The organism is Pseudomonas sp. Marseille-Q8238 (assembly GCF_965111915.1).
Window position 1 is genome coordinate 2876098 of sequence record NZ_CBCOPI010000001.1, and the last position, 23588, is coordinate 2899685.

General features: G+C 63.7%; 20 protein-coding genes. 4 read left to right on the plus strand and 16 right to left on the minus strand.

Annotated elements, in window-relative coordinates; all coding sequences use genetic code 11:
* Positions 1–26: 26 nt before the first annotated feature.
* From queF to ACWPW0_RS13330, 4 genes are read right to left on the minus strand one after another with little or no spacing between them, the layout of a single operon-like run.
* Positions 27–857 carry an NADPH-dependent 7-cyano-7-deazaguanine reductase QueF gene (gene queF / locus ACWPW0_RS13315; RefSeq protein WP_454255544.1) on the minus strand — a complete coding sequence of 277 codons (831 nt, stop codon included), beginning with the start codon at positions 855–857 and terminating at the stop codon, positions 27–29.
* Between the two features lie 54 nt (positions 858–911).
* Complete coding sequence (locus ACWPW0_RS13320) at positions 912–1631, minus strand: copper resistance protein B (protein WP_454255545.1); 720 nt, start codon at positions 1629–1631, stop codon at positions 912–914.
* Entirely contained in the window at positions 1621–3291 is a 1671-nt protein-coding gene (locus ACWPW0_RS13325) for a copper resistance system multicopper oxidase (protein ID WP_454255546.1), read from the minus strand. Before ACWPW0_RS13325 ends, ACWPW0_RS13320 begins: the two co-directional genes overlap by 11 nt.
* Positions 3288–3824 carry a cupredoxin domain-containing protein gene (locus tag ACWPW0_RS13330; RefSeq protein ID WP_454255547.1) on the minus strand — a complete coding sequence of 179 codons (537 nt, stop codon included), beginning with the start codon at positions 3822–3824 and terminating at the stop codon, positions 3288–3290. The genes ACWPW0_RS13325 and ACWPW0_RS13330 overlap by 4 nt, the downstream gene beginning before the upstream one ends.
* 176 nt (positions 3825–4000) lie before the next feature.
* On the opposite strand from ACWPW0_RS13330, the gene ACWPW0_RS13335 reads away from it, so the two are divergent.
* The gene (locus tag ACWPW0_RS13335) at positions 4001–4678 is read left to right on the plus strand and encodes a heavy metal response regulator transcription factor (protein ID WP_447595671.1); all 678 of its coding nucleotides are present in this window, start codon (positions 4001–4003) and stop codon (positions 4676–4678) included.
* Positions 4678–6021: a heavy metal sensor histidine kinase gene (locus ACWPW0_RS13340; protein ID WP_454255548.1), complete on the plus strand. Its 1344-nt coding sequence runs from the start codon at positions 4678–4680 to the stop codon at positions 6019–6021. Before ACWPW0_RS13335 ends, ACWPW0_RS13340 begins: the two co-directional genes overlap by 1 nt.
* A gap of 14 nt (positions 6022–6035) precedes the next feature.
* Here ACWPW0_RS13340 and ACWPW0_RS13345 read toward each other — a convergent pair whose 3' ends face one another.
* From ACWPW0_RS13345 to ACWPW0_RS13370, 6 genes are all read right to left on the minus strand, one after another.
* Positions 6036–9101 carry an efflux RND transporter permease subunit gene (locus tag ACWPW0_RS13345; protein ID WP_447592212.1) on the minus strand — a complete coding sequence of 1022 codons (3066 nt, stop codon included), beginning with the start codon at positions 9099–9101 and terminating at the stop codon, positions 6036–6038.
* Positions 9098–10123, minus strand: a complete 1026-nt coding sequence (locus ACWPW0_RS13350) for an efflux RND transporter periplasmic adaptor subunit (protein ID WP_454255549.1) — start codon at positions 10121–10123, stop codon at positions 9098–9100. The genes ACWPW0_RS13345 and ACWPW0_RS13350 overlap by 4 nt, the downstream gene beginning before the upstream one ends.
* Before the next feature lie 92 nt (positions 10124–10215).
* Positions 10216–10998 carry an ABC transporter permease gene (locus ACWPW0_RS13355; protein WP_447592216.1) on the minus strand — a complete coding sequence of 261 codons (783 nt, stop codon included), beginning with the start codon at positions 10996–10998 and terminating at the stop codon, positions 10216–10218.
* On the minus strand, positions 10995–11927 hold the full coding sequence (locus ACWPW0_RS13360; protein ID WP_454255550.1) for an ABC transporter ATP-binding protein: 933 nt from the start codon (positions 11925–11927) through the stop codon (positions 10995–10997). Before ACWPW0_RS13360 ends, ACWPW0_RS13355 begins: the two co-directional genes overlap by 4 nt.
* Before the next feature lie 210 nt (positions 11928–12137).
* Positions 12138–12758 (minus strand): glutathione S-transferase family protein, encoded by a 621-nt coding sequence (locus tag ACWPW0_RS13365; protein ID WP_454255551.1) that lies wholly within the window; start codon positions 12756–12758, stop codon positions 12138–12140.
* A 173-nt stretch (positions 12759–12931) separates the two neighbouring features.
* A complete protein-coding gene (locus ACWPW0_RS13370; protein WP_454255552.1) occupies positions 12932–13420 on the minus strand; it encodes a hypothetical protein in 489 nt (162 codons plus the stop codon).
* A 464-nt stretch (positions 13421–13884) separates the two neighbouring features.
* On the opposite strand from ACWPW0_RS13370, the gene ACWPW0_RS13375 reads away from it, so the two are divergent.
* On the plus strand, positions 13885–16332 hold the full coding sequence (locus ACWPW0_RS13375; RefSeq protein ID WP_454255553.1) for an acyl-CoA dehydrogenase: 2448 nt from the start codon (positions 13885–13887) through the stop codon (positions 16330–16332).
* Between the two features lie 156 nt (positions 16333–16488).
* Complete coding sequence (locus ACWPW0_RS13380) at positions 16489–16899, plus strand: PA2817 family protein (protein WP_447592225.1); 411 nt, start codon at positions 16489–16491, stop codon at positions 16897–16899.
* 114 nt (positions 16900–17013) lie between these two features.
* Here the strand turns inward: ACWPW0_RS13380 and ACWPW0_RS13385 are convergent, their stop codons facing one another.
* The 6 genes from ACWPW0_RS13385 to ACWPW0_RS13410 are packed head-to-tail and all read right to left on the minus strand — an operon-like array spanning position 17014 to position 23588.
* The gene (locus ACWPW0_RS13385; protein WP_454255554.1) at positions 17014–18171 is read right to left on the minus strand and encodes a cysteine desulfurase family protein; all 1158 of its coding nucleotides are present in this window, start codon (positions 18169–18171) and stop codon (positions 17014–17016) included.
* A gap of 42 nt (positions 18172–18213) precedes the next feature.
* Positions 18214–19419, minus strand: coding sequence for a dipeptidase (locus ACWPW0_RS13390; protein WP_454255555.1), 1206 nt, complete (start codon positions 19417–19419; stop codon positions 18214–18216).
* A 56-nt stretch (positions 19420–19475) separates the two neighbouring features.
* Complete coding sequence (locus ACWPW0_RS13395; protein ID WP_454255556.1) at positions 19476–20840, minus strand: MmgE/PrpD family protein; 1365 nt, start codon at positions 20838–20840, stop codon at positions 19476–19478.
* On the minus strand, positions 20840–21568 hold the full coding sequence (locus ACWPW0_RS13400) for an SDR family NAD(P)-dependent oxidoreductase (RefSeq protein ID WP_454255557.1): 729 nt from the start codon (positions 21566–21568) through the stop codon (positions 20840–20842). The genes ACWPW0_RS13395 and ACWPW0_RS13400 overlap by 1 nt, the downstream gene beginning before the upstream one ends.
* The gene (locus ACWPW0_RS13405; protein ID WP_454255558.1) at positions 21565–22833 is read right to left on the minus strand and encodes an FAD-dependent oxidoreductase; all 1269 of its coding nucleotides are present in this window, start codon (positions 22831–22833) and stop codon (positions 21565–21567) included. Before ACWPW0_RS13405 ends, ACWPW0_RS13400 begins: the two co-directional genes overlap by 4 nt.
* Positions 22834–22838: 5 nt before the next feature.
* On the minus strand, positions 22839–23588 hold the full coding sequence (locus ACWPW0_RS13410) for an amino acid ABC transporter ATP-binding protein (RefSeq protein ID WP_454255559.1): 750 nt from the start codon (positions 23586–23588) through the stop codon (positions 22839–22841).

Below are 23588 nucleotides of genomic sequence, written 5' to 3' on the forward strand. Positions count from 1 at the left end.
CGGGGTTTTGCGTTTTGCATCGGCGCCTATTGGCGTACCAGGCGACGATTGTCGACCGCCGCTTGCTGCAGACTGCGATACGGATTGATATCCAGCCCACCCCTGCGCACATAGCGCGCGTATACCGTCAGTTTTTCTGGCTGCAGCAGACGCTGCAGATCGAGGAAGATGCGCTCCACGCACTGCTCGTGGAAATCCTGGTGCTGGCGGAAGCTCGCCACGTAGCTCAGTAGGCTCGCCGGTTCCAGCGCGGCCCCCCGGTAGTCGACCACCAGCGTGCCCCAATCCGGCTGGCCGGTGACCGGGCAGTTGGACTTGAGCAGGTGGCTGTACAGCGTTTCTTCGACAATCCGCGCCGTGTTGCAGCGCAACAGCTCGGGCCGTGGATGCGAATAATCGCTGACAGCGACATCCAGCTCATCGATGCAGATGCCGGGCAGTATCTGTACGCCCTCGGTCGCCACCTCGTCCAGCCGGCGAACCCGCACGCCAACTGGCGCGCCGGCTACGACGGACAGATCGCGCACCAGCACCTCGCTCAGCGCCTGAGCATCAGCAAACGGCGACTGATTCAACGAGTTGAGGTAAAGCTTGAACGACTTGGATTCGATGATGTTCGGTGAATCCGCCGGAATGACGAACTCACCGATGGCCACTACCGGCTTGCCCGACGGGGTCAGCCAGGACAACTCATAGCAATTCCATACATCCACACCGTGGTACGGCAGGCTACCGGCCTCCAGCCCCAACTCTGCCCACTTGTTGGCGCGCGGGATCGGGAACAGCAGATCAGGGCTGTAGACGGAAACGTACTCACTGGACTTGCCCAGCGGCGAATGATCGGCGGGATGCTGCATGACAACGGCCTGAAGAAAGCGAAACGGCCGGCATTATAGCGTCGCACCAGAGCATTAGAGCCAGAAACGCAGCCCTACTACCCACGCCCCCCCCTCGTCGTCTTCACCGGCAGCACGTGCCAGATCACCACTTCGTCCGTAGGTTTTCGCCCACTGATAGCCGACATAGGGCGAGAACTGCGGATTGACGCGGTAATGCAGGCGTAACCCTGCCTCCAGCTCGCTACCACCGGCACCGACACCCAGGTCGCGGTCATCGGCCAACGCCAGCTGATACTCCAACTTGGGCTCCAGCACCCAGCGCTGGCTCAGGCGTAGCTCGTACTCGCTTTCGATACGCAACGATGGATCACCGCGCTCACTGACAAACAGCTTGGCGTCCAGTTCGATCCACTGCGGCGCCAGACCGGTGAAGCCGAGCACCGCATAACTGCGCTTGGGACCCTTGTGGCCGGGCTCGGTCTGGTCGTCATGGCGCAGGCCAACCTGCCAGTCGAAGAACTCGCTAGCCATGCGCCGGTACAACAGCTGCGTCTCGCTGGATCGCTCACGACCATTCTCGGCCCGCTCGCCTCGGCTCTGCAGCACCAGGCGGTGCAGGTCATTGCCGTACCAGCCCTCGGCCTCCCAGGCCAGGTGCTGTTCACCGCCATCGAAGCGCTGCTCCAATTGGTCGACGCGCAGCGAGGCCACCGGCATGGCATCCATCTCCGGGCCCATGGCCAGCGCCGCCGGGCTCGCCAGTACACCGGCCAGCATCCATTCAATGCGCATGGGTTTTCCCCTCCATGGCCGCGCGTTCGCTATAGAACGGCTGTTCGCGACCATCGGCCGCCTCGACGACAACCTTGCGGAACATGCCGTTGGCCATGTGATAGATCAGATGGCAGTGGAAAGCCCACTCACCCACCGCATCGGCCGGCACATCGACATCCAGGGTTTGCCCCGGCGCGACGTTGACCACGTGCTTGAGCGGGTTGAGCCGGCCATTGCCCTTGTCCAGTTGCATCCACATGCCGTGCAGGTGCATGGGGTGGTTCATCATGGTCTGGTTGACGAAGCGAATGCGCACGCGCTCGCCGTGCTTGAGGCGAATGGGCTCTGCTTCGGAGTATTTCTGGCCATCGAATGACCAGAAATAGCGTTCCATGTTGCCGGTCAGCTTCAGTTCGATGGTGCGATCCGGCGCGCGATAACCGGCAAAGGGCCGCAGCGCCTTGAGATCGCCATAGACCAGGACCCGCCCACCATCGACCGGCTCCGGCGCGATGCCACTGCCGGCGGCATAGTCCGGGTTGTCTGCCGTGGCCGGCATGCTGTGGCCCGGCATGGCATGCCCCATCGCCGCGTGATCCATCTCGCCTGCCGCCATGCTGCCGTGATCCATCCCCGCATGGGCCTGGCCCATATCCGCCATGCTCAGCAGGCGCGGCGCACGCAGCTCGGGCACCTCGCCCTGCATGCCAGCACGCGGCGCCAGGGTGGCGCGAGCATAACCGCGACGGTCCATGGACTCGGCGAAGACCGTGTAGGCCTGGTCATCCCTGGGCTGCACGATAACGTCGTAGGTCTCAGCCACGGCGATGCGCAACTGGTCCACCGTCACCGGCAGCACATCGTTACCATCGGCCTGCACCACGGTCATCGACAGCCCGGGGATGCGCACATCGAAGTAGCTCATGCCCGAGCCATTGATCAAACGCAGACGCACCCGCTCACCCGGCTTGAACAGGCCGGTCCAGTTCTGCGCATTGTCCTTGCCGTTGACCAGGAAACGGAAGCCACTGACGTCGGCGATATCAGTCGGCATCATGCGCATGTCGCCCCAGGCCAGACGGTCGCGCAGCGTGGCCATGAAGCCGTCGCGGCGGGCATCACGCCAGAAATCGCCGACAGTCTGCTGCTGGTCGTTGTAGTAGTCGGCCTGCTTCTTCAGGTTGCTCAGGGTGCGTTCGGGCTTCTCGTCCTGCCAGTCGAACAGCAGCAGCGTGTACTCGCGGTCATAGCGATATGGCTCACGGCCCTTGGGCTCGATGATCAGCGGCCCGTACAGGCCTTCCTGTTCCTGGAAGTCACTGTGGGCGTGATACCAGTAGGTGCCGGACTGCTCGATGCGAAAACGGTAGGTAAAGGTTTCCCCTGGTGCGATGCCGGGAAAGCTGATGCCCGGCACGCCATCCTGGGTGTACGGCAGGATGATGCCGTGCCAGTGCAGCGAGGTGGTCCGGTCCATGCGATTGTGCACGTTCAGCACCACCTCCTCGCCTTCCTGGAAACGCAACTCGGGCGCCGGCGTCTGGCCGTTGATGGTCAGCGCCGCCCGCTTGCCATCGCTAAGTTCCAGCGTGCCTTCGGCGATCTCCAGGTCATAGGTGCCAGCCTGTGCATCCAGCAGTGCAAACAGGGCCAAGCCGGCCAGGAGTCGACGACTCATGGCTGGACCTTGAGCGTACCGACCATGCCAGCCTGGTAGTGACCTGGAATGTTGCAGGCGAACTCCAGGGTCGTGGCTTCGGCAAAGGTCCAGACCAGCTCCGCGCGCTGGCCAGGCTCGATCAGCACGCTATTGGCATCGTCGTGCTTCATCATCGCTGCGTGGTCCATGCCGGCCATGTCACGGCCCATCTTGGAGTGATCCATCTGGCTCATGTCGTGGTTGAGCCCGGTCGGGGTCAACATGCCCATGTCCTGCATCATCTGCATGCGCTTCTGGTGCTCGATATGCTGCGCAGCGCTGTCCAGGCTGAACTCATGCAACAGGCTGCCCTGATTGTGCAGCACGAAGCGCACGGTCTCACCGGCTTTCACCTGCAGTTCCGCAGGCTCGTAGAACATCTCGCCCAGGGTGATCTGCACCGTGCGCGCAGCGGCATCGGCCTTGGCCGGATGACCGAAGCTGGCGGCCGGATCGGCCAGGACAGGGGTGGCAAGCAACGCAGCGAACAAGGGCAACAGGCGCAGCGACATGGGGAACTCCAGTCAGTTGTCGAGGCGCTCACCTTAGGCAGCGATGGCTGGCGCCAGGCTGACCGGCAGATTACAAAGTTGTCAGGTAGGCGGCAGATGGCCCACGGCGGTATAACCTATGCCCTACCCGCGCCAACCGGCACACCATGAATCGCCCTTCTGATGGCCCATCGCTGATGAAACTGCTGATCGTCGAAGATGAACCCAAGACCGGCCAGTACCTGCGCCAGGGCCTCAGCGAAGCCGGCTTCGTCACCGAACTGGCCATCGACGGCAGCAGTGGCGAACACCTGGCCCTGAGCGGCGACTACGACCTGCTGATTCTCGATGTGATGCTGCCTGGGCGTGACGGCTGGCAGATCCTGCGCAGTGTGCGCGACGCGGGTAACGGCGTACCGGTGCTGTTCCTCACTGCGCGCGACGCAGTGGACGACCGCGTGCGCGGCCTGGAGGCCGGTGCCGACGATTACCTGGTCAAACCCTTTGCCTTCACTGAACTGCTCGCCCGCGTACGCAGCCTGCTACGCCGTGGCGCCAGCGGACCGCAGGAAACCCAGCTGCAACTGGCCGACCTGTCCCTCGACCTGCTGCGCCGCCGCGTCGAGCGCGCCGGTCGGCGTGTCGAACTGAGCGCCAAGGAATTCGCCCTGCTCGAATTGCTGCTGCGTCGCCAGGGCGAAGTGCTGCCCAAGTCGCTGATCGCCTCGCAGGTGTGGGACATGAATTTCGACAGCGACACCAATGTCATCGAGGTCGCCATCCGCCGCCTGCGCGCCAAGGTTGACGAGGGATTTGCCCAGCCCCTGATCCACACCGTCCGCGGCATGGGTTACGTGCTGGAGGTCCGCGACTGATGCGCCGCCTGTCCCTCGCCAGCCGCCTCGGCCTGCTGTTCGCCGCCTGTGCCGCCAGCGTCGCGCTGATCGCCGGCGTGCTGTTCAACCGCGCCAGCGAAGCACACTTCATCGAGTTGGACCGGCAACTGCTGCAGGGCAACCTGCCGGTCTTCAGCGACCTGCTGCGCACGGTGCACAGCCGCGCCGAACTGAAAGCACAGCGGCCACAACTGGAACAGGAGTTGCGCCGCCGTCCGGAACTGGCCCTGCGCGTCTTGGGCGGCGACGGCCAGGTGTGGTTCAGCAGCCTGCAGCAAGGCTCGCCAAGCAGTGACCCGCATGCCGAGCACTGGCGCAGTGGCGATAACGACTACCGCACGAGCAGTGTCACTCTGGCCAGCGGCACGCGCCTGGACCTGTTGCTCGACATCACCCATCACCAGCACTTTCTCGAACAGATGCAGCGGCTGATCTGGCTCACCGTCGGCCTGTCCGCCCTGGCCACTGCGCTGCTCGGTGCCTGGGTAGCACGGCGCGGCCTGGCCCCGCTGCAACGCATGACCGTCGCCGCCCAGGCGATTTCCGCCAGTTCGCTGACCAACCGTCTGCAACTAGGCCACGCGCCACGTGAACTGGCCGAGCTGATCGACGCGTTCAATGCCATGCTCGCGCGATTGGAAGAAGCCTTCGCCCGCCTCTCCGCCTTCTCCGCCGACATCGCCCACGAACTGCGCACACCGCTATCCAACCTGCTGACCCAAACCCAGGTAATCCTCAGCCAGCCACGTGAGCAGGCCGACTACCGCGAGGCGCTGCACTCGAACCTGGAAGAACTGCAACACCTGGCACAAATGGTCAACGACATGCTCCTGCTGGCCAAGGCCGACAACGGCCTGCTCCCGACGCGGCGCGAGCCACTGCAGGTGGGTGAAGAACTGCACCTCCTCGCCGAGTATTTCGCGCCCCTGGCCGAGGATGCCGGCGTACGGCTGGCGGTCGATGGCGTTGCCACGCTCGACGCCGACCGCGCCTTGCTGCGCCGTGCCCTGAGCAACCTGATCGACAACGCCCTGCGCTTCACCTCGCGCGGCAGCGAAATACGTCTGGCCGTGAGCATGCAAGGGGCACAGTTACGCATCGATGTGGCCAACCAGGGCCCGGCGATTGCGCCAGAGATACGCGAGCGGTTGTTCGACCGTTTCTACCGGGTCGACCCGGCGCGCCGCGAAGGTGGTGCAGAACACGCCGGCCTGGGTCTGGCCATCACCCGCTCCATCGTCCAGGCCCATGGCGGCACGATTCGCTGTGAATCGGCGGATGGCTGGACGCGTTTTATCATCGAGTTGCCCGCGCGCCTGTAGAACCAGGCGCACGCCTACAACGCAGGGGCAGCCTCGTTCATCCGGATCGGCCGCCAACGTCGCAACAGGCTGTACAGCGTCGGCACCACGAACAGAGTAAAGAAAGTACCGACCACCAGGCCACCGACGATGACCATACCAATCTGCTGGCGGCTTTCCGCACCGGCGCCGGTGGCAATGGCCAATGGCAGCGAGCCCAGCACCATCGCCCCGGTGGTCATCAGGATCGGCCGCAAGCGCTGCACCGAAGCCTCCATCACCGCTTCGTGCAGCGCCTTGCCATCGCGCAGCAACTGGTTGGCGAACTCGACGATGAGGATGCCGTGCTTGGTGATCAGGCCGATCAGCGTCACCAGCCCTACCTGCGAATAGATGTTCAGCGTCCCGCCGAACAGCTTGAGCGCGAGCAAGGCACCGGCCATCGACAGCGGCACGCTGAGCAGAATGATCAGGGGATCGAAGAAGCTTTCGAACTGCGCCGCCAGCACCAGGAAGATGAACACCAGCGCCAGTACGAAGATCAGCGCCACACTGCCGCTGGAATCCTTGAAGTCGCGCGAGATGCCGGTGTAATCGAACTGGGTCTCCGGCGGGAAGATGCCTTCGGCGACACGTTCCAGGTGGTCGAGCGCCTCACCCAGGGTGTAGCCACTGCCGACGTTGGCGCTGATGGTCACCGCACGCAGCTGGTTGAAATGGTTGAGCTCCCGCGGCGCCACGCCCTCCTGCACGTCGATCAGGTTGGACAACTGCACCATGTTGCCACTGCGCCCGCGCACATAGACACGGTTGAGGTCATCCGGATTGCTGCGGTCGACATCGGCCAGTTGCACACGCACGTCGTACTGCTCGCCGTTCTGCTTGAAGCGGGTGACCTGGCGGCTGCCGAACAGGCTTTCCATGCTGCGCCCGATGGTCGCCACATCGGTGCCCACCGCCACAGCCTGCTCGCGATTGATGCTGACCTTGAGCTGCGGGCTGTTGAGCTTGAGGTCGGTGTCCACACTCTCCAGCCCGGGATAGCTGCGCACCGCCTCCAGCAACTGGTCGACATAGGTCTGCAGCTCGGCGTACTCCAGCGAGGAGCGCACCACAAAGCTCACCGGCTGGTTGCGCGCACTCTGCCCCAGTGGCGGCCGGTTGTTGGGGAAGGCCCGTACCCCGGCGATGTCCTGCAGCTTGGGCAGCAGCTCGTCACGGATCTCGAACTGGCTGCGCGAGCGCTTGTCCCAGTCCTCCAGTTTCATGAACGACAGGCCCTGGGCCACCGTGGGGAAACCGACGATGACCATGTAGCGGTTGGTTTCCGGGATGGTCTGGTACGCCGCCTCCAGCTCGCGGGCATAGCGGCTGGTGTAGCCCACCGTGGCGCCATCCGGGCCGCTGATGGAGGTGACGATGGTGCCGGTGTCCTCGGTTGGCGCCATCTCGCTGCGCAGGCTGCCGAACAGCCAGGCACACAGCAGGAGGATGCCGACCAACAACGCCAGCACCATCCACCAGGCACGCAGTACCCGCTCCAGCATATGCCGGTAGCGGTAGGTCATGCCGTTGAGAAACCCTTCGATCAGGTTGTACGCCCGGCCATGTTTCTGCTGCGGCTGATGCGCCTTGAGCAGGTGCCCGCACATCATCGGCGACAGGGTCAGGGCCACGAAGCCGGAGACCAATACGGCGCCGGCGAGCGTCCAGGCGAACTCGGTGAACAGCTTGCCCGAGGTCCCCTGCATGAAGCCGATGGGCGCGTAGACGGCGGCCAGGGTCAGGGTCATCGCGATCACCGCGAAGGCAATTTCGCGGCTGCCGGTGTAGGCCGCCTTCATCGGCGACATGCCCTCCTCGATATGCCGATGGATGTTCTCCAGCACCACGATGGCATCGTCCACCACCAGCCCGATGGCCAATACCATGGCCAATAACGTCAGAGTGTTGACGGTAAACCCCATCAGCGCCATCAGGGCAAAGGCACCGATCAGCGACACCGGGATGGTCACCAGCGGAATCAGGGTGGCACGCAGCGAACGCAGGAAGAAGAAGATGATCAGGACCACCAGCACCACCGCTTCCCAGATGGTGGCGTAGACGTTCTTGATCGACTCGCGGATGAACAGTGAGTTGTCGTTGGCCACCGACATCTGCATGCCTTCCGGCAGCAGGCCACGGATGTCCGGCATCGCCGCATTCAGGCCATCGGAGATATCCAGCGGGTTGGCTGTCGCCTGTTTGACCAGGCCCAGGGCTACCGCCGAGTGGCCGTTGAAACGCACTACGGTACGCTCGTCGGCGGCGCCGATCTCGGCATGCCCGACGTCGTTGAGGCGCAGCAGGTAGCCACGCGAGTCATCGAGAATCAGCTCATTGAACTGCTCGGGGGTGCGCAGATCGGTCTCCGACAGCACGGAGAACTCGCGCTGCACCGATTCGATGCGCCCCGCCGGGATCTCCACGTTCTGCCGGCGCAGGGCGTCTTCCACATCCTGCACGGTGAGGTCGTGGGCGGCGAGTTTCTCCGGATCGAGCCAGATGCGCATGGCATAGGTGCGGGCACCGCGAATCTGCACCTCCGATACGCCTGGAATGGTCTGCAGGCGGTCTCGCACCACACGCTCGAGCACATCGGTGATTTCCATCGGCGAATAGCGTTCGCTGTAGAACGCCAGCCAGACCACCGGCTGCGCATCGGCCTCGACCTTCTGCACCATCGGCTCGTCGATTTCCTCCGGCAGTATGCTGCGCACCCTGCCGAGACGATCACGCACGTCGTTGGCGGCTTCGTCGGAATTGGTGCCCAGGCGGAACTGCGCGGTGATCTGGGTGTTTTCCGAGCGGCTGATCGAGGTGACGAAGTCCAGGCCCTCGATGCCCGACAGCACATCCTCGACCGGTTGGGCCACCTGCGATTCCATGATTTCCGGGCTGGCGCCGGGGTAGATGACGTTGACCGTGACAATGGGCACGTCGATGTTCGGGTACTCGCGAACGGCCAGACGCTGATAGGCCATCAAACCCAGCAGCACGATGATCAGCGAAAGAACGGTGGCGAATACCGGCCGGCTGATGCAGACGTCGGAAAGCTTCATGCACCGCCACCATGGGGCCGGGTGCGCACCTCATCACCTGGCGAGACCTTCTGCCAACCGGCGGTGATCACCGTCTCGTCGCCCTGCAGGCCTTCGATCACCTCGGCCTTGCCGCGCAGGCGCTGGCCGATGCGGATCTGCTGGCGCTCGACCTTGCCATCCACCACCAGGTTGGCGAACAGCAACTGCCCCATTGGCATCACTGCTTCCTCCGGGATCAGCAGCGCATTGGGCCGTTCGGCGAGAATCACCGATACCTTGACGAACTGGCCGGGCTTGAGGCGCAGCTCGGGGTTGCCGAGTTGGGCGCGAATCGCCTGGCTGCGACCCACTTCATCCAGACGCGGGTTGAGTGCCGCGATGTCGCCCTTGAAGCGCTCACCGGGGTAGGCATCCAGGCTCAGCTCGATGCTCTGGCCAATGCGGACCTGGCTGACGGCTTTCTGTGGAATGCGGAAGTCGACCTTGAGCGGGTCGAGCACTTCGAGGTTGACGATATCCTGGCCGGCGCTGAGGTATTCGCCGATGCTCACCTGACGCAAGCCGAGCACACCATCGTAAGGGGCGCGAATCTGGGTCTTGTCCAAACGGGCCTGGGAGAGAGACAGACTGGCGCGGGCCGCCTGCTGCTGCGATTGCGCCTCGTCCTGCGCCTGAGCATTACTTGCGCCGCGCTTGAACAGCATTTGCGCACGCTGGTAGCTTTTTTCCGCAAGGTCCAGATTGGCCTGGGCCTGCGCCAGCTCGGCACGGGCAATCGAAGCGTCCAGGCTGACCAGCAGCGCGCCGCCCTTCACGGCCTCGCCCTCGCGAAAATGCAGCGTGGCGATCCGTCCTTCGATCTCGGAACGGATCATGACCGACTCATCGGAGCGCAAGGAACCAAACGTGATCAACTCATCGCGTACGGGCGCACGCTGGGGTTGCGTCACTTCCACCATTGTCGGCAATTGCTCTGCCAGCACCGGCAGCGCCAGCAAACCTAAGGCAATGGCGAGGAATCGGGTACGTCCATGCAGCATCGTCGGGCGCTCTCTCACGCGGATCAGGCGCCGAGTCTACCGGCGGGCAGTACACAGGCGCCAGCCGGTAAAGATGTCAGACGATTTCGCCGTTACTGGCGCATCCCGCGGCCACTGACCAGCAGGTGAATGCACAGCGCATAGAGCACCGCCGTAGCCACCAGCATGAACACCACGGCAATGCCGATGCGGATATCGGAAACCCCGAGAATCCCGTAACGGAAGGCGTTGACCATGTGCAGAATCGGGTTGGCCAGCGACACCGTCTGCCAGAACGGCGGCAACAGGCTGATGGAGTAGAACACGCCACCCAGGTAGGTCAGCGGCGTCAGCACGAAGGTCGGTACGATGGAAATATCGTCGAAATTGCGCGCGAACACGGCGTTGACGAAACCACCCAGGGAAAAGATCGTCGCCGTCAGCAGTACCACCAGCACAGTCACCCCCAGGTGATGCACCTGCAGATGGGTGAAGAACAGCGACAGCACTGTGACGATCAGCCCCACCGCCAGCCCGCGCAGCACGCCGCCGGTGACATAACCGATGAGGATGGTGTGCGGCGATACCGGCGACACCAGCAGTTCCTCGATGGAGCGCTGGAACTTGCTGCCGAAGAAGCTCGACACCACGTTGCTGTAGGAGTTGGTGATCACCGACATCATGATCAGGCCAGGGACGATGTACTCCATGTAGGTGAACCCGCCCATGTCGCCAATCTGCCGACCGATCAGGTTACCGAAGATGACGAAGTACAGAACCATGGTAATCGCCGGGGGCAGCAGGGTCTGCGGCCAGATGCGGGTAAAGCGCCGTACTTCCCGGTAGACGATGGTCTGCAGGGCAACCAGATTGGGGCGCAGCTCGAACGTACTCATACCGCCACCTTCGCCAGGTTCTTTTCCACCAGGGAGACGAACAGCTCCTCCAGGCGATTGCTCTTGCTACGCAGGCTCAGTACCTCGATGCCCTGCGCATCCAACTGACGAAACAGCCCGGTGATGCCCAGGCTCTTCTCCACCTGCACCTCCAGCGTGTGATGATCGACCAGCTTGGCCGGGTAGCCCTCCAGCGCCGGCGTCGCCTGCAGCGTGTCCTTGAGGTCGAGCAGGAAGGTCTCCACATGCAGGGTCTTGAGCAGCGCCTTCATGCTGGTGTTCTCGACGATGCTGCCGTGGTCGATGATGCCGATGTTGCGGCACAGCTGCTCGGCCTCTTCCAGGTAGTGCGTGGTGAGGATGATGGTGATGCCTTGCTGGTTCAGGTCGGTGAGAAAGCTCCACATCGAACGACGCAGCTCGATATCCACACCGGCGGTGGGCTCGTCGAGGATTAGCAAGCGCGGCTCATGGACCAGCGCACGGGCGATCATGAGACGACGCTTCATGCCCCCGGACAGTTCGCGCGAGGCCGAGTTGCGCTTGTCCCACAGGCCCAGCTGGGTCAGGTAGCGCTCGGCGCGTTCCTTGGCCAGTTTGCTGGGGATGCCGTAGTAACCGGCCTGGGTGACGACAATGTCGAACACCTTCTCGAACTGGTTGAAATTGAACTCCTGGGGCACCACGCCGATGCTGCGTTTGAGCGCCGCCGGATCGCGATCCAGGTCGTGGCCGAACACGTTGACCGTGCCACTGCTCTTGTTCACCAGCGTGGAGAGGATACCGATGGTGGTGGATTTGCCGGCGCCATTGGGGCCGAGCAAGGCAAAGAAGTCGCCTTCAGCCACTTCCAGATCGATGCCCTTGAGGGCCTGGAAGCCATTGCCGTAGGTCTTGGTCAACTGCCGAATAGACAGAGCAGAAGTCATGAGGAATACGCACGCAACGAGAGGAAGGAGGTTTTCGTTTCATTCACGAGCCGCGTTACCGCTCAACCCGCAGAACCTCTGTTTGCGATCTGCTGAAATAGACACTCAGGGTATCGAAACAGGCGCTTCGGCCAGGCCAGTCATGAATGAAACGGGAGCAGACCCTAGATAAGGGCAGCATCGGACAAATGCAACCATGTGTTGCAGAAGTCAGGTCAACGGCGTCATCACGGCGCGTTGAAATGCCGGCCGCTGACGCAGACGTGCATACCAATCCGCAAGGTGTGGCAAATCCGGCCGAGCGATAGGCATCTCGAACCAGGCATAGATGAAGCAACCGAGGGGAATGTCGCCCATGGCGAAATGCTCACCAGACAGCCAGGGCTGCTTGGCCAGCGCCTGATCGACAATGGCCAGTAACTCGGCGCACCGTTGCCGGGCCGTTTCGATTGCCGCCTCGTTCCGTTGCTCGGGAGATGTGCGCAACGTGCCCCAGAATACATCCCGGAACGGCGCAGCCAGCGTCGAGGTGGTCCAGTCCATCCACTTGTCCGCACCGGCACGCACGGCAACATCCTCGACGTACAAGCTTCCAGGCGCATAGCGAGCAGCCAGGTAACGCACGATGGCGTTCGATTCCCACAGGACCAGATCACCATCTTCGATCATCGGCACCAGGCCATTGGGATTCTTCGCCCGATAAGCCGCGTCCCCGACCACGCCAAAAGCGCCACCGGCATCGATGGCCTCATAGGCCACCCCCGCCTCCTCGGCACACCACAGCACCTTGCGCACATTCGACGAGTTCTTGCGTCCCCAGATAGTCAACATAGGCAACCTCATTCTGTACTACTGCTGCAGCACGGCTGTCAGCTCAGGGTTCCATTCTGAGCCCAAAAAGATTGAGAAGAGAAAAGGTAGTTGAAAGGCTGAGCGATATGGCGCAGACGAGCGCCATATCCATGACCACTCACGTGAATTTCTCAGGCAAATGGCCGTTGTGGCTACAGATCTCCGGACAGCAGCGCCTTCAAAGACACATTGCCCTCGTAAAGCACATCCGAGACCCGCCAACCCTCGCTGCCCTCGACCAACCGGTAGCGCATCGAGGTCTTTTCATCGCTGCCAGGGAAGCGATAGCTCACCGAGACCTCGCCAGGGCGAGAGGCCTGCACAATCGTCAAACCCATGGCGGCCGGGTCTTGCGACATCCACAGCGGCGAGAAATCCAACCTGCATATTTCCTCGGTGCGAGCGACACACTCACGGTCCTGCACCAGAAGCACCGTCAATTCCTGGGTCAGGTATTGATTCAGCACGGCCTCGGGCTGCTCGATAAAGGGCGTGGCATAGTCGGGCCCAGCAATCACAGCCTCCCAGGCAAACGCCTGGTACAACCGGTACACCGTATCGACTGGGTCAGCGGCCAACGACGGTTGTGAAATCAGCAGGCCTGCGAGAATGACTAGACGTGGAAGGTAAACGTTACGCATATGTTCTCGGTAGTTGGGCTGAGGGGTTGAGCTCAGAGTCGACGTGATAACGCCTTGGATATCTGGATCCAGTCGATGAGCGCAGACAGTTTGCCAATTGACACTGAATCCCCACTGGGGCGCAAGTATCCGAAGGCCGCATCTGGATGGGATTGGCAGTTTCTCTTTCTCTTGATACGCCAACGCCCCGCGCTCAAGCGTCACTCACTGCGCTCACAGGCAAAAAGACCCTTCCATGTGCAAGCCCGCAGAGCGTATCTGAGCCCTTCCACACCTTTATTCACCGAACTCTCCAGCATGAGCCATGGTCACTATCAACGAAGTGTCCGGTTGACGGGCACGAGCTCGCGGCTCGTGCCCTCAGCATTTCCCTGGCGCCTGCCACCCTCGCCGTCGACTCGAACCAGGATTGACGGCTACGCTTTTGATGAGGCGCGCGGCCTCGTCTTCACGGAGGATTTTGCATGCTTGCTGTCTGGCTACTGGTACTCGTTTTCGGCACGGCCTACCTGGCCCACCGACGCACCGCTCCCTTGCCTGCGCTCGGCATCGTTGCCGCTTTTCTGCTCGCCCTGAGCCTGTTCAGCCATGCTCCTGGCTGGTTGCAGCTGATTCTGTGGCTGCTGTGGCTCGGTGTGGCCGTGCCGCTGGTACTTCCCGATGTGCGTCGCAAGGTGATCAGTGCGCCGCTGTTCGCCTGGTTCCAGAAGGTATTGCCGCCCATGTCGACAACCGAGAAGGATGCCATCGAGGCCGGCACCGTCTGGTGGGACGGCGAGCTGTTCAGCGGCCGCCCGGACTGGAACAAGCTGCTGGCTTATCCCAAGGCACAACTGACGGAAGAGGAACAGGCCTTCATCGACGGCCCCACGGAAGAACTCTGCGCCATGGTCAGCGACTGGGAGATCGGCCAGCAGATGGACCTGCCAGAACAGGCCTGGCAGCACATCAAGCAGCATGGCTTCTTCGCCCTGATCATTCCCAAGGAATACGGCGGCAAGGGCTTTTCCGCCTACGCCCACTCGCAGGTGGCGATGAAGCTGGCTACCCGCAGCGGCGACCTCGCCTCCACCGTGATGGTGCCCAACTCCCTCGGCCCGGCCGAGCTGTTGCTGCATTACGGTACCGACGAGCAGCGCCAGCACTACCTGCCGCGTCTGGCGCGTGGCGATGACATCCCCTGCTTTGCCCTCACCGGCCCGCTGGCCGGCTCGGACGCTGGCGCCATGCCGGATGTCGGCATCATCTGCAAGGGCGATTGGCAGGGCGAGGAAGTGCTCGGTCTGCGCCTGACCTGGGAAAAGCGCTACATCACTCTCGGCCCGGTCGCCACCCTGCTCGGTGTTGCCTTCAAGGCCTACGACCCCGACCACCTGCTGGGTGACAAGGAAGACCTCGGTATCAGCCTGGCGCTGATTCCGACCGACACCGCCGGCGTGGAAATCGGCCGCCGTCACCTGCCGCTCGGCGCCGCCTTCATGAACGGCCCCAACTCGGGCAAGGACGTGTTCGTGCCGCTGAGCTTCCTTATCGGCGGGCCGGACTACCTGGGCAAGGGCTGGATGATGCTGATGAACTGCCTGTCCGTCGGCCGTTCCATCTCGCTGCCTGCCGTGGGCACCGGTGCCGCCAAGGCCACCAGCCTGACCACCGGCCAGTACACACGCATTCGCGAGCAGTTCAATGTGCCGCTGTCGGCCTTCGAGGGCATCCAGGAGGCCATGGCGCGTATTGGCGGTAACGCCTGGCTGATGGACAGCGCGCGCATCCTCACCGCCAATGCCGTTGACCTGGGCGAGAAGCCCTCGGTACTCTCAGCCATCCTCAAGTACCACCTGACCGAGCGTGGCCGCGAATGCATCCAGCACGCCATGGACGTGCATGGCGGCAAGGGCATCATCATGGGCCCGAACAACTACCTGGCGCGTTCCTGGCAAGGCGCACCGATCTTCATCACCGTGGAAGGCGCCAACATCCTCTCGCGCAACCTGATGATCTTCGGCCAGGGGGCGATCCGCTGCCACCCCTACGTGCTCAAGGAAATGGCCCTGGCCGGTCGCGAAGACCATGCCCAGGCCCTGCAGGAGTTCGATGGCCTGCTCATGCAGCATATCGGCTTCGCCGTCAGCAACGCCGCCAGCACCCTGCTGCTCGGCCTGAGCTTCGGTGCTTTGGGCCATGCGCCTGGTGACGCCTTGTCGCGCCCCTACTTCCGCGCCCTCAACCGCCTGGCAGCGGCCTTCGCCATGCTCGCCGACTTCAGCATGATGCTGCTTGGCGGCGAACTGAAACGCCGCGAGCGCCTGTCAGCCCGCCTGGGTGACGCCCTCAGCCACCTGTACCTGGCATCCGCTGCGCTCAAGCGCTACCACGACCAGGGCAGCCCGGAGCACCTGCGCCCTCTGCTGAGCTGGGCCCTGGAGGAAAGCCTGGAAAAAGCCGAGAAGGCACTGGAAAACCTGCTGAGCAACTTCCCCAACCGTATCTTCGGTTGCCTGTTGCATGTGCTGGTGTTCCCGTTCGGCCGCCGTCACAAGGGGCCGTCGGATGAGCTGGATGCGGAAATCGCCGCACTCATCGGCCGCCAACGGGGCGATGCTGCTCTGGAAGAGCTGCTCGCCGGCTGCTACCGCCCGCAGGATGTCGACGACCCGGTCGGCGCGCTGCAACACGCGACCGAACTGCTCGATGCCGCCCAGCCGCTGCAGAAAAAACTGCACAAGGCGCTCAAGGACGATCAACTGCAACCCGCCCCGGGCGAAAGCCTGATCGACGCGGCCCTGCGCAGCGACCTGCTCAGCGCCCAGGAAGCCCAGCAATTGCGCGCGGCCGAAACGGCGCGTCGCAAGGTGATCGACGTGGACGACTTCAGCAAGGAGGAACTCCTCCTCACGCCAGGCCAGGTGCGCTGAGTCTCAGGCTGCCGACGCGCAGGGATGCAGCGTCGGCAATCCCACCTCCAAACCGAAGCAACGCACCCGAACGTCATCCTCACGGCCCATGGCCAGGACAAGCAGGCCCGTGGAGTTCTATACTCCCGCGCCCGTTTCAGTCTCAGGATCATGCTCATGGCCACCGCCTACCTCGACCACCATCTCGCCCTGCTCGCCCACCTGCGCGGCATTCTGGTCGCCCTGGGCGAAGCCGAACAGGTCGAGGACGACACTCACGCCCTGTTCCTCGAACGCTTCGATGAACTGCTCAGCGAACTGCAAAGCGACCCGGAAAACAGCCTGTACCTGGGTCAGGACCTGCTCAGCCAGATATTCCACCGCTACCCGCAGATCGCCCACTTGGTCCCACGCGACCTGCTGTGGTTCTTCGGCGGTGATTGCCTGCACTTCATGCCCGATGAGGAAATCAGCCTGTTCCAGGCCCTCGACGAACGCCGTTATGAAGCCGAAGCCAATGACGAACCGTTCGACTGGAACCACGAAAAACAGCTGCTGGCGCTGCCGCAGGACAGTGCCAAACACTGAGCCACGGAGCAGAAAGCAAAAGGCCCGCCGGATATCCGCGGGCCTTTTTTATGTGCTGCCATCCATGACCGCCACCCTTCGGGCCGTCGCGATGCGCACGGCGCGCCCTACGCATTATCCCCAGGGGGATGCCTCTCGTGTGACAGCCTGGCGGATTGCCTGGATCGCAGCCTCGACCTCTTCCGTGGTGGTGTAACGGCCCAGGCTCAGGCGGATGCTGCGTGCCGCCTGAGCATCGTCCAGTCTCAGTGCTCGCAGTACATGGGAAGGTCCTGCAGCTGCGGAATTGCAGGCCGACGTGGACGACAGCGCCAGGCTGCCGGCGATCCGCTCAGGGCTGAACTGAGGCTGATCGACCAGCAGGTTCAAGGTATGCGGAATACGCTGTCCGGCGCTGCCGTTGAGGCGCACGCCCGGCAAGGCCAACAGCCCCTCGCGCAATTGCCGGCTGAGCGTACCGATACGTGCAGTTTCGTCGGCCATCTTCTCACCGGCCAGCGCATAGGCGGCGCCCATGCCGACGATCTGGTGAGTCGCCAAAGTGCCAGAACGCAGCCCGCGCTCATGCCCGCCGCCGTGAATCTGCGCCTGCAGAAGCCCACGCGCACGCTCGCCCACATACAGCGCACCAATGCCCTTGGGGCCGTAGGTCTTGTGTGCACTGAAGGACATCAGGTCCACCGCCAAAACGCCCAGATCGATCACGCACTTGCCCGTGGCCTGCGCCGCGTCGACATGCAGCAACGCGCCATGGCGGCGCACCGCCTCGCCGATGGTGGCGATATCGGTCAGCGTACCCAGTTCGTTGTTGACCATCATCAGCGACACCAGCGCAGTGTCCTCGCGCAACGCCTCGACAACCTGCTGCGGCTGGATCAGACCATCGCCATCGGGCTCCAGCCAGGTCACGGCAAGACCTTGTTGTTCCAGCTGCGACACCGTATCGAGCACCGCCTTGTGTTCGAGGCGACTGGTGATCAGATGCCGGCGCGTGTCGGGCATACCTTGCATCAGGCCCTTGATGGCCAGGTTGTTGGATTCCGTGGCACCGCTGGTCCATACCAGTGACTCGGGCGTACAGCCCACCAGTTCGGCCACCTGACCGCGCGCCTGCTCGACTGCCATCCGCGCCGAGCGACCAAAGCCATGGGACGACGAAGCCGGATTGGCAAAATTGCCACCAACCCCCAGGCAATCAACCATGGCGGCGATTACCCGTTCATCAACCGGCGTGGTGGCTGCGTAATCGAAGTAGATCGGCAAACTGGACATGCGAACGAAAACACCTTGTAGAAATAGATGGATAAAAAGACTTCAACGCGCTGGCGAGCAATAGCCATCGCGCGCCTGGGCGGACAGGGGAAACGCCTGCGCCTGGCCCAGCACACGCAGCAGATTGCCGCTCCAGACCGCCGCGATGTCCTGCTCGCTGTAACCCGCCTGCAGCAGGCGCTCGGTAATCTTCGGCAACTGCGAAACATCCTCGAGCCCGGCGAACCCACCGCCGCCATCCCAGTCGGCCCCGATGCCGACATGCCCCGGCCCCAGCAACTTCAGGACGTGCAGCAGGTGCGCCATGAAGTCATCGAGGCTGGCTTGAGGCTTGGGATAGCGTCGCTCCACCTCACCGATCTCGGCCGCCAGGCTGCGAAACTCATCCGGGCTCAATGCCGCCATCTGGCGTAGCCGGGCATACAGCGGCTGCAAGGCTGCGTCGCGACGCGGATCGGCAGCCAGGGGCGTGATGTAGCTGCTGTAGGTGTTCACCTGAATCACCCCACCCCGCGCGGCCAGGCGCAGCAGGCGCTGGTCATCCATGTTGCGCGGATGAGGATTGACGGCACGGCTGGAGGAATGCGACAGGATGATCGGCGCCCGCGACAGTTCGAGCATCTGGTCGAAAGCGCTGTCGGAAGCATGCGAAGCGTCCAGCAGAATGCCCAGGCAGTTGGCTTGCTGGACCAGTTGCCGGCCTGTCGGGCTCAGGCCATGCCATTCGGCGATGGCCGTGGCCGAGTCGGCCAGGTCGCTGTTGCTGCTGTGGACCAGCCCGAGCATGCGCAATCCCTGACGTTGGTAGGTAGCCAGCAACGCCGGATCAGCCGCCAGTGGCTCGGCATTCTCCATGCTGATGAACACCACCCGTTTGCCGGCTGCGGCAATACGGCCGGCATCTTCCGGAGTCAGCGCCAGGCCGAACACCTGAGGATGGCGATCGACCAGATCGCGCAGACGCAGCAGTTGTGACAAGCCATAGGCTGCCGCGTCTGCGCGGCCCTGCACGGTGCGTGCGCCCTGAGGCGTGTAGATGGCCCAGAAGCCGCCATCCAGCCCGCCCTCGCGCATACGCGGCACGTCAACCTGGGACAGGTCACTGGCAGCGTCGTGGCGCTGCAGGATGTCCCAGCCGGGGCGTACCAACTGGCGGGGCGTATCCATGTGGCTATCGAGCACCAGCAGGCGCTGATGCAGCGCCTGCGCAGCCTCGGAAACCGCCGCAGCTTGTGCCGGAAGCGACACGCAAGCCCACGCGCATACGGCGCCCAGCAGCGCTCGCCATACGCCCATGCCCCGGTTCATAGCGGTGCCTGGAACAGCTGTTCGATGTGCCAGGGCGCCGCTGCCAGGTCCAGCAGGCGCTCGCGTACGGGCGCCTCGCACAGCTGCTCCAGTTTGCGCTGGAACAGGCCATGCCGGGCAGCTCCGTCCAGGCCATCGAGCGGCCCGGAGCGACTCACACGGGCAATCTCCGTCTCCCCCGCATACACAGTCAAGACCGCCGGGAAGCCGCCGGTTGCCTGCTGCTGCGCGGTCAGCTTGTCACTGGCGCACACCTCTACACGCGCCATGAAGGCGAGCACAGCCGGGTCATCCAGTGCTTCCTGCTCGAAGTCCGCCAGCACCGAACGCCGACGCACGAAAGCGCTGGCCACGGCATAGGGCAAGCTGAAACGGGCCGCGAGGTGGTTGCCGATCACCCGCGTCGACAGCGAACTGGCACTGCCTTGGTTGACCTCGACCCTCACCCGGGTGATCTGCGCAGGATCGACCGCCTCCAGCAGATCCAGCGCAGCACGAATTGCCGACTGGCAGCCAAAACAGGCGGGATAAGCCTTGATCGCGTAGGCCGACAGATCGCACTCACGGGGGTCGGCGAGCAGGCGTTCAGGCTGCGATGAATCGAAACCGAAGCTGGCCAGCCAGCCATGCTCACCGGTCAAGGGCGTTTGCGGGCCGGACGCTCCGGCTTCGGCCAGTTGCACCGATTGCAGGGCGTTGCGCGCGGCAAAGCCAATGGCCAGGTCCTTGTCCAGGCTGTAGCTGCCCACCGCCGGCGAAAGCGCCGACAACAGGCCCGCACTGAGCGTGGTCGCGGTGATTGCCGCCGCATGCATCGCCAGGTCGCGGTCATCGCTGATCAGCGCCGCGGCTCCCAGGCTGGCGGCAATCGGCGCCAGCAACGACGTCGTGCGGAAACCGGCCTGGCCACTGCGATGGGCACGCCCCAACGCCTCGGCCAGGCTGATGTTGGCGGCGAAGGCAATCCACAAGGCCTTGAGCAGACGCTCCCCACCAATGCCCCGCTGCTCGGCCAAGGCGAGCAGCGTCGGCACGATCACCACCGCGGCATGGCCATTGTTGCGCGGGTTGATCAGCACCTCCTGAAAGTCCAGCGCCTCGGCCGCACAGCCATTGAGAAACGCGGCATCCGCAGGCGTGGCGCGAAAGTCCGCGCCCCATACCGAACACCCTGTGCTCACGGCCTCGACCAGGGCACGATCAGCCAGGGTGCCGCCGACACCATGACGGCGTGCATGGCTGGCAATTGCCAGGGTATCGGCCACCAGCAGGCCAATCACGGCGCTGACCTGTTGTGGAACCGCCTCATCCAGCAATGCCAGATGATTGTCGGCCCATTGTCTGTCTATCGCAGTCACCATCACTCCACACCGTTTGCCATGATGCCGCCGTCGATCACGAAGTCGCAGCCGTTGGCGTATTGAAAAACCGGATCAGCCAGGGCGCGAATGGCCCGGCCAATTTCTTCAGGTTGAGCCAGGCGCTTGGCCGGGATCTTCGCCAACAGGCGTTGTTCGTCGAGGCGACCGGCGTCCAGCGCCTTGCCGACCATCGCGGTACGGGTATAGCCGGGGCTGACCGAAATGGCGCGGATGCCATGCTCGGCGAAGTCCAGCGCGAGCACCTCGGTCAACGCCACCACACCGGCCTTGCTCGCCACGTAGCTGGCCCGGCCCGGGCCGGAGCGATGGGCGACAAACGAGCCGATGTTGATGATCAGGCCATTACCCGAGGCCTTGAGCGCGGCGAAGGCCGCCTGGCAGCAGAAAAAGGTGCCGCTCAGGTTGGTATCGATCACCGCGCGCCAATCCTCGACCGCCAGGCTCGCGGCATGCCCACGCCGAGCGATGCCCGCGCAGTTGACCAGTACATCGAGCCGCTCCAGGCCTGCTGCAGCCTGCTGCACGGCCTGTGGGTCGCGAATATCCAGCGCCTGCACCGGGTACTCCAAATCGGTCGAGGCCTGCAGGTCCCAGCCGAGCACCTGAGCGCCCTGCTCGATGAAGGCCAGTGCCACCGCACGACCAATGCCACTGCCCGCGCCGGTAACCAGAACGCGGCGTGGGGATGTCTCGACTGATGAGGTCACAGGATGGCTCCTTGTTGCAGCAACGTGGACCTGACGGCCGACAGCGAGGCACGCTGGGCCTGGCCACAGGACAACGCCGCAGCGACGCCGGCGGCATGCCCGGTGGCGAAGGCGCACCCCATGACCCGCACCGAGCCAAAGGCTTCGTCATCAGCACCGATGCAGCTCCCGGCCAGCCACAGGTTGCTGCCATCGAGGGGAATCAATGCGCCGTAGGGCACGTGAAACCAGCCACTGTCGGGAATCCAGCGGTACTCGGTCACGCCCGGATACGGGTGCAACTCGCATGGCCAGCCGGAACGGGCAATGCCATCGGCACGGCGGCGGGCTTCGAGCAGGTCGCCAATCCGCACATCCTGTTGCGAGCGCACGCAGCGGGTGGAGCGAATGCCCAACTGCGGGCCGGTGACTTCCAGTTGTGCACTGGCGAACCCCGGCACCTTGCGGCGCAGGGACTCCAGGTAATCATGGGCAATGGCCCTGGCTTCCATTTCGGCACGGCTGAGGGCCTGGGTGGTGCAGTCGGGCAAGTCGACATCGACCATCATCGCCCAGTAACCCTGCGACCACGGCAAGCGCACGAAGAAACCACCATTGCTGCGCGCCAGGGTCTGCCCGGTGCGCCGCTGGTAATCGGCCACGGCGGCCTGCAGGTCATTGCGGTCGAAGCTGCGCGCGGTATCCACCGATGTGATGCGCGCGGTGAGGGTTGCCGCCTGCACCCGAGGGCGCGTGCTGCCTGGCGAAACGAGCGCCGCGATATTGGCATTGCCGCTGGCATCCACCACCGAGCGTGCCTCGACGCGAAACAAACCATCAGGATCGCTGCACAGCAACGTATGGACGACGCCGTTCTGCTGCTCGGCAGCCACTACCCGGCAATGCAGCAGGGTCTGGATGCCAGCCTGTTGCACCAGGCGATCCAGCGCCAGCTTGAGGCGCTCGGGATCAAGCAGGATGATCCAGTTGCCAGAACTCTGCGCCAATGGCGCGACCTCGTGGCCCATCGCTGCCAGGCTGTCCAGCACCCGCTGGCCCATGCCGCCCACCACCTGCTCGGGCTCGGCGCCACTGGTATAAAAGCCGCAATAGGACTGCACGCCCGCCACTGTCGCGGTACCGCCGAGAAAGCCATAGCCCTCGATCAGTGCCACGCTGCGCCCACATTCGGCGGCGGCCAGCGCTGCCGCGACACCCGCCGCGCCGCCGCCGACCACCGCCACGTCGACGCGCAGCGCCGGGCGCCCACGTCTGGGCAATGGCACCTGGCTCACAGCACCTTGTCCAGAAAGGCCCGGGTACGGGCATCCTGGGGCGCACGGAACAGAGCATCAGCGCTGCCATGCTCGACCACCCGCCCCTGATCCATGAAATACACATAGTCCGCCGCTTCCTGGGCGAAGCGCATTTCATGGGTCACCAGGACACAAGTCATGCCCTCGGCAGCGATCTCCTGGATCACCGACAGCACTTCCTTGACGGTTTCCGGATCGAGCGCTGCGGTGACTTCGTCGAACAACATCACTTCCGGCTGCATGCACAGGCTGCGCGCGATCGCCACGCGCTGCTGCTGACCACCGGAAAGCTCGCCCGGGTACGCGTTCTCCTTGCCGGTCAGGCGCACCTTGGCCAGCAAGGCGCGGGCCTGCGCCTCCACCTCGCTGCGTTCGCGGCCCAGCACCTGGATCGGCGCCATCATCACGTTCTGCAGCACCGTGCGATGGGGAAACAGGTTGTAGCCCTGAAACACGATGCCCACTCGCTTGCGCAGCGCCTGGGCATCCAGCCTGGCACTGTCGACACGGATACCGGCGACCTCGACCTTACCGCTGTCCACCGGCGTCAGGGCATTGATGCAACGCAGCACGGTGCTCTTGCCGGAGCCGGAAGGCCCGATGATGCAGGCCACCTCCGAACGTGCCACGGCCAGGTCCAGCCCTTGCAGCACGGGCGTGCGGCCAAAGGCCTTGGTGACGCCCTGCAGTTCGATGAACGGATTTTCCAGAATACGTTTGCTCAA

Coding starts and splice junctions, on each gene's coding strand:
- queF (WP_454255544.1), bottom strand. CDS start 857: ATGCAGCATCCCGCCGATCATTCGCCGCTGGGCAAGTCCAGTGAGTAC.
- ACWPW0_RS13320 (WP_454255545.1), bottom strand. CDS start 1,631: ATGCGCATTGAATGGATGCTGGCCGGTGTACTGGCGAGCCCGGCGGCG.
- ACWPW0_RS13325 (WP_454255546.1), bottom strand. CDS start 3,291: ATGAGTCGTCGACTCCTGGCCGGCTTGGCCCTGTTTGCACTGCTGGAT.
- ACWPW0_RS13330 (WP_454255547.1), bottom strand. CDS start 3,824: ATGTCGCTGCGCCTGTTGCCCTTGTTCGCTGCGTTGCTTGCCACCCCT.
- ACWPW0_RS13335 (WP_447595671.1), top strand. CDS start 4,001: ATGAAACTGCTGATCGTCGAAGATGAACCCAAGACCGGCCAGTACCTG.
- ACWPW0_RS13340 (WP_454255548.1), top strand. CDS start 4,678: ATGCGCCGCCTGTCCCTCGCCAGCCGCCTCGGCCTGCTGTTCGCCGCC.
- ACWPW0_RS13345 (WP_447592212.1), bottom strand. CDS start 9,101: ATGAAGCTTTCCGACGTCTGCATCAGCCGGCCGGTATTCGCCACCGTT.
- ACWPW0_RS13350 (WP_454255549.1), bottom strand. CDS start 10,123: ATGCTGCATGGACGTACCCGATTCCTCGCCATTGCCTTAGGTTTGCTG.
- ACWPW0_RS13355 (WP_447592216.1), bottom strand. CDS start 10,998: ATGAGTACGTTCGAGCTGCGCCCCAATCTGGTTGCCCTGCAGACCATC.
- ACWPW0_RS13360 (WP_454255550.1), bottom strand. CDS start 11,927: ATGACTTCTGCTCTGTCTATTCGGCAGTTGACCAAGACCTACGGCAAT.
- ACWPW0_RS13365 (WP_454255551.1), bottom strand. CDS start 12,758: ATGTTGACTATCTGGGGACGCAAGAACTCGTCGAATGTGCGCAAGGTG.
- ACWPW0_RS13370 (WP_454255552.1), bottom strand. CDS start 13,420: ATGCGTAACGTTTACCTTCCACGTCTAGTCATTCTCGCAGGCCTGCTG.
- ACWPW0_RS13375 (WP_454255553.1), top strand. CDS start 13,885: ATGCTTGCTGTCTGGCTACTGGTACTCGTTTTCGGCACGGCCTACCTG.
- ACWPW0_RS13380 (WP_447592225.1), top strand. CDS start 16,489: ATGGCCACCGCCTACCTCGACCACCATCTCGCCCTGCTCGCCCACCTG.
- ACWPW0_RS13385 (WP_454255554.1), bottom strand. CDS start 18,171: ATGTCCAGTTTGCCGATCTACTTCGATTACGCAGCCACCACGCCGGTT.
- ACWPW0_RS13395 (WP_454255556.1), bottom strand. CDS start 20,840: ATGGTGACTGCGATAGACAGACAATGGGCCGACAATCATCTGGCATTG.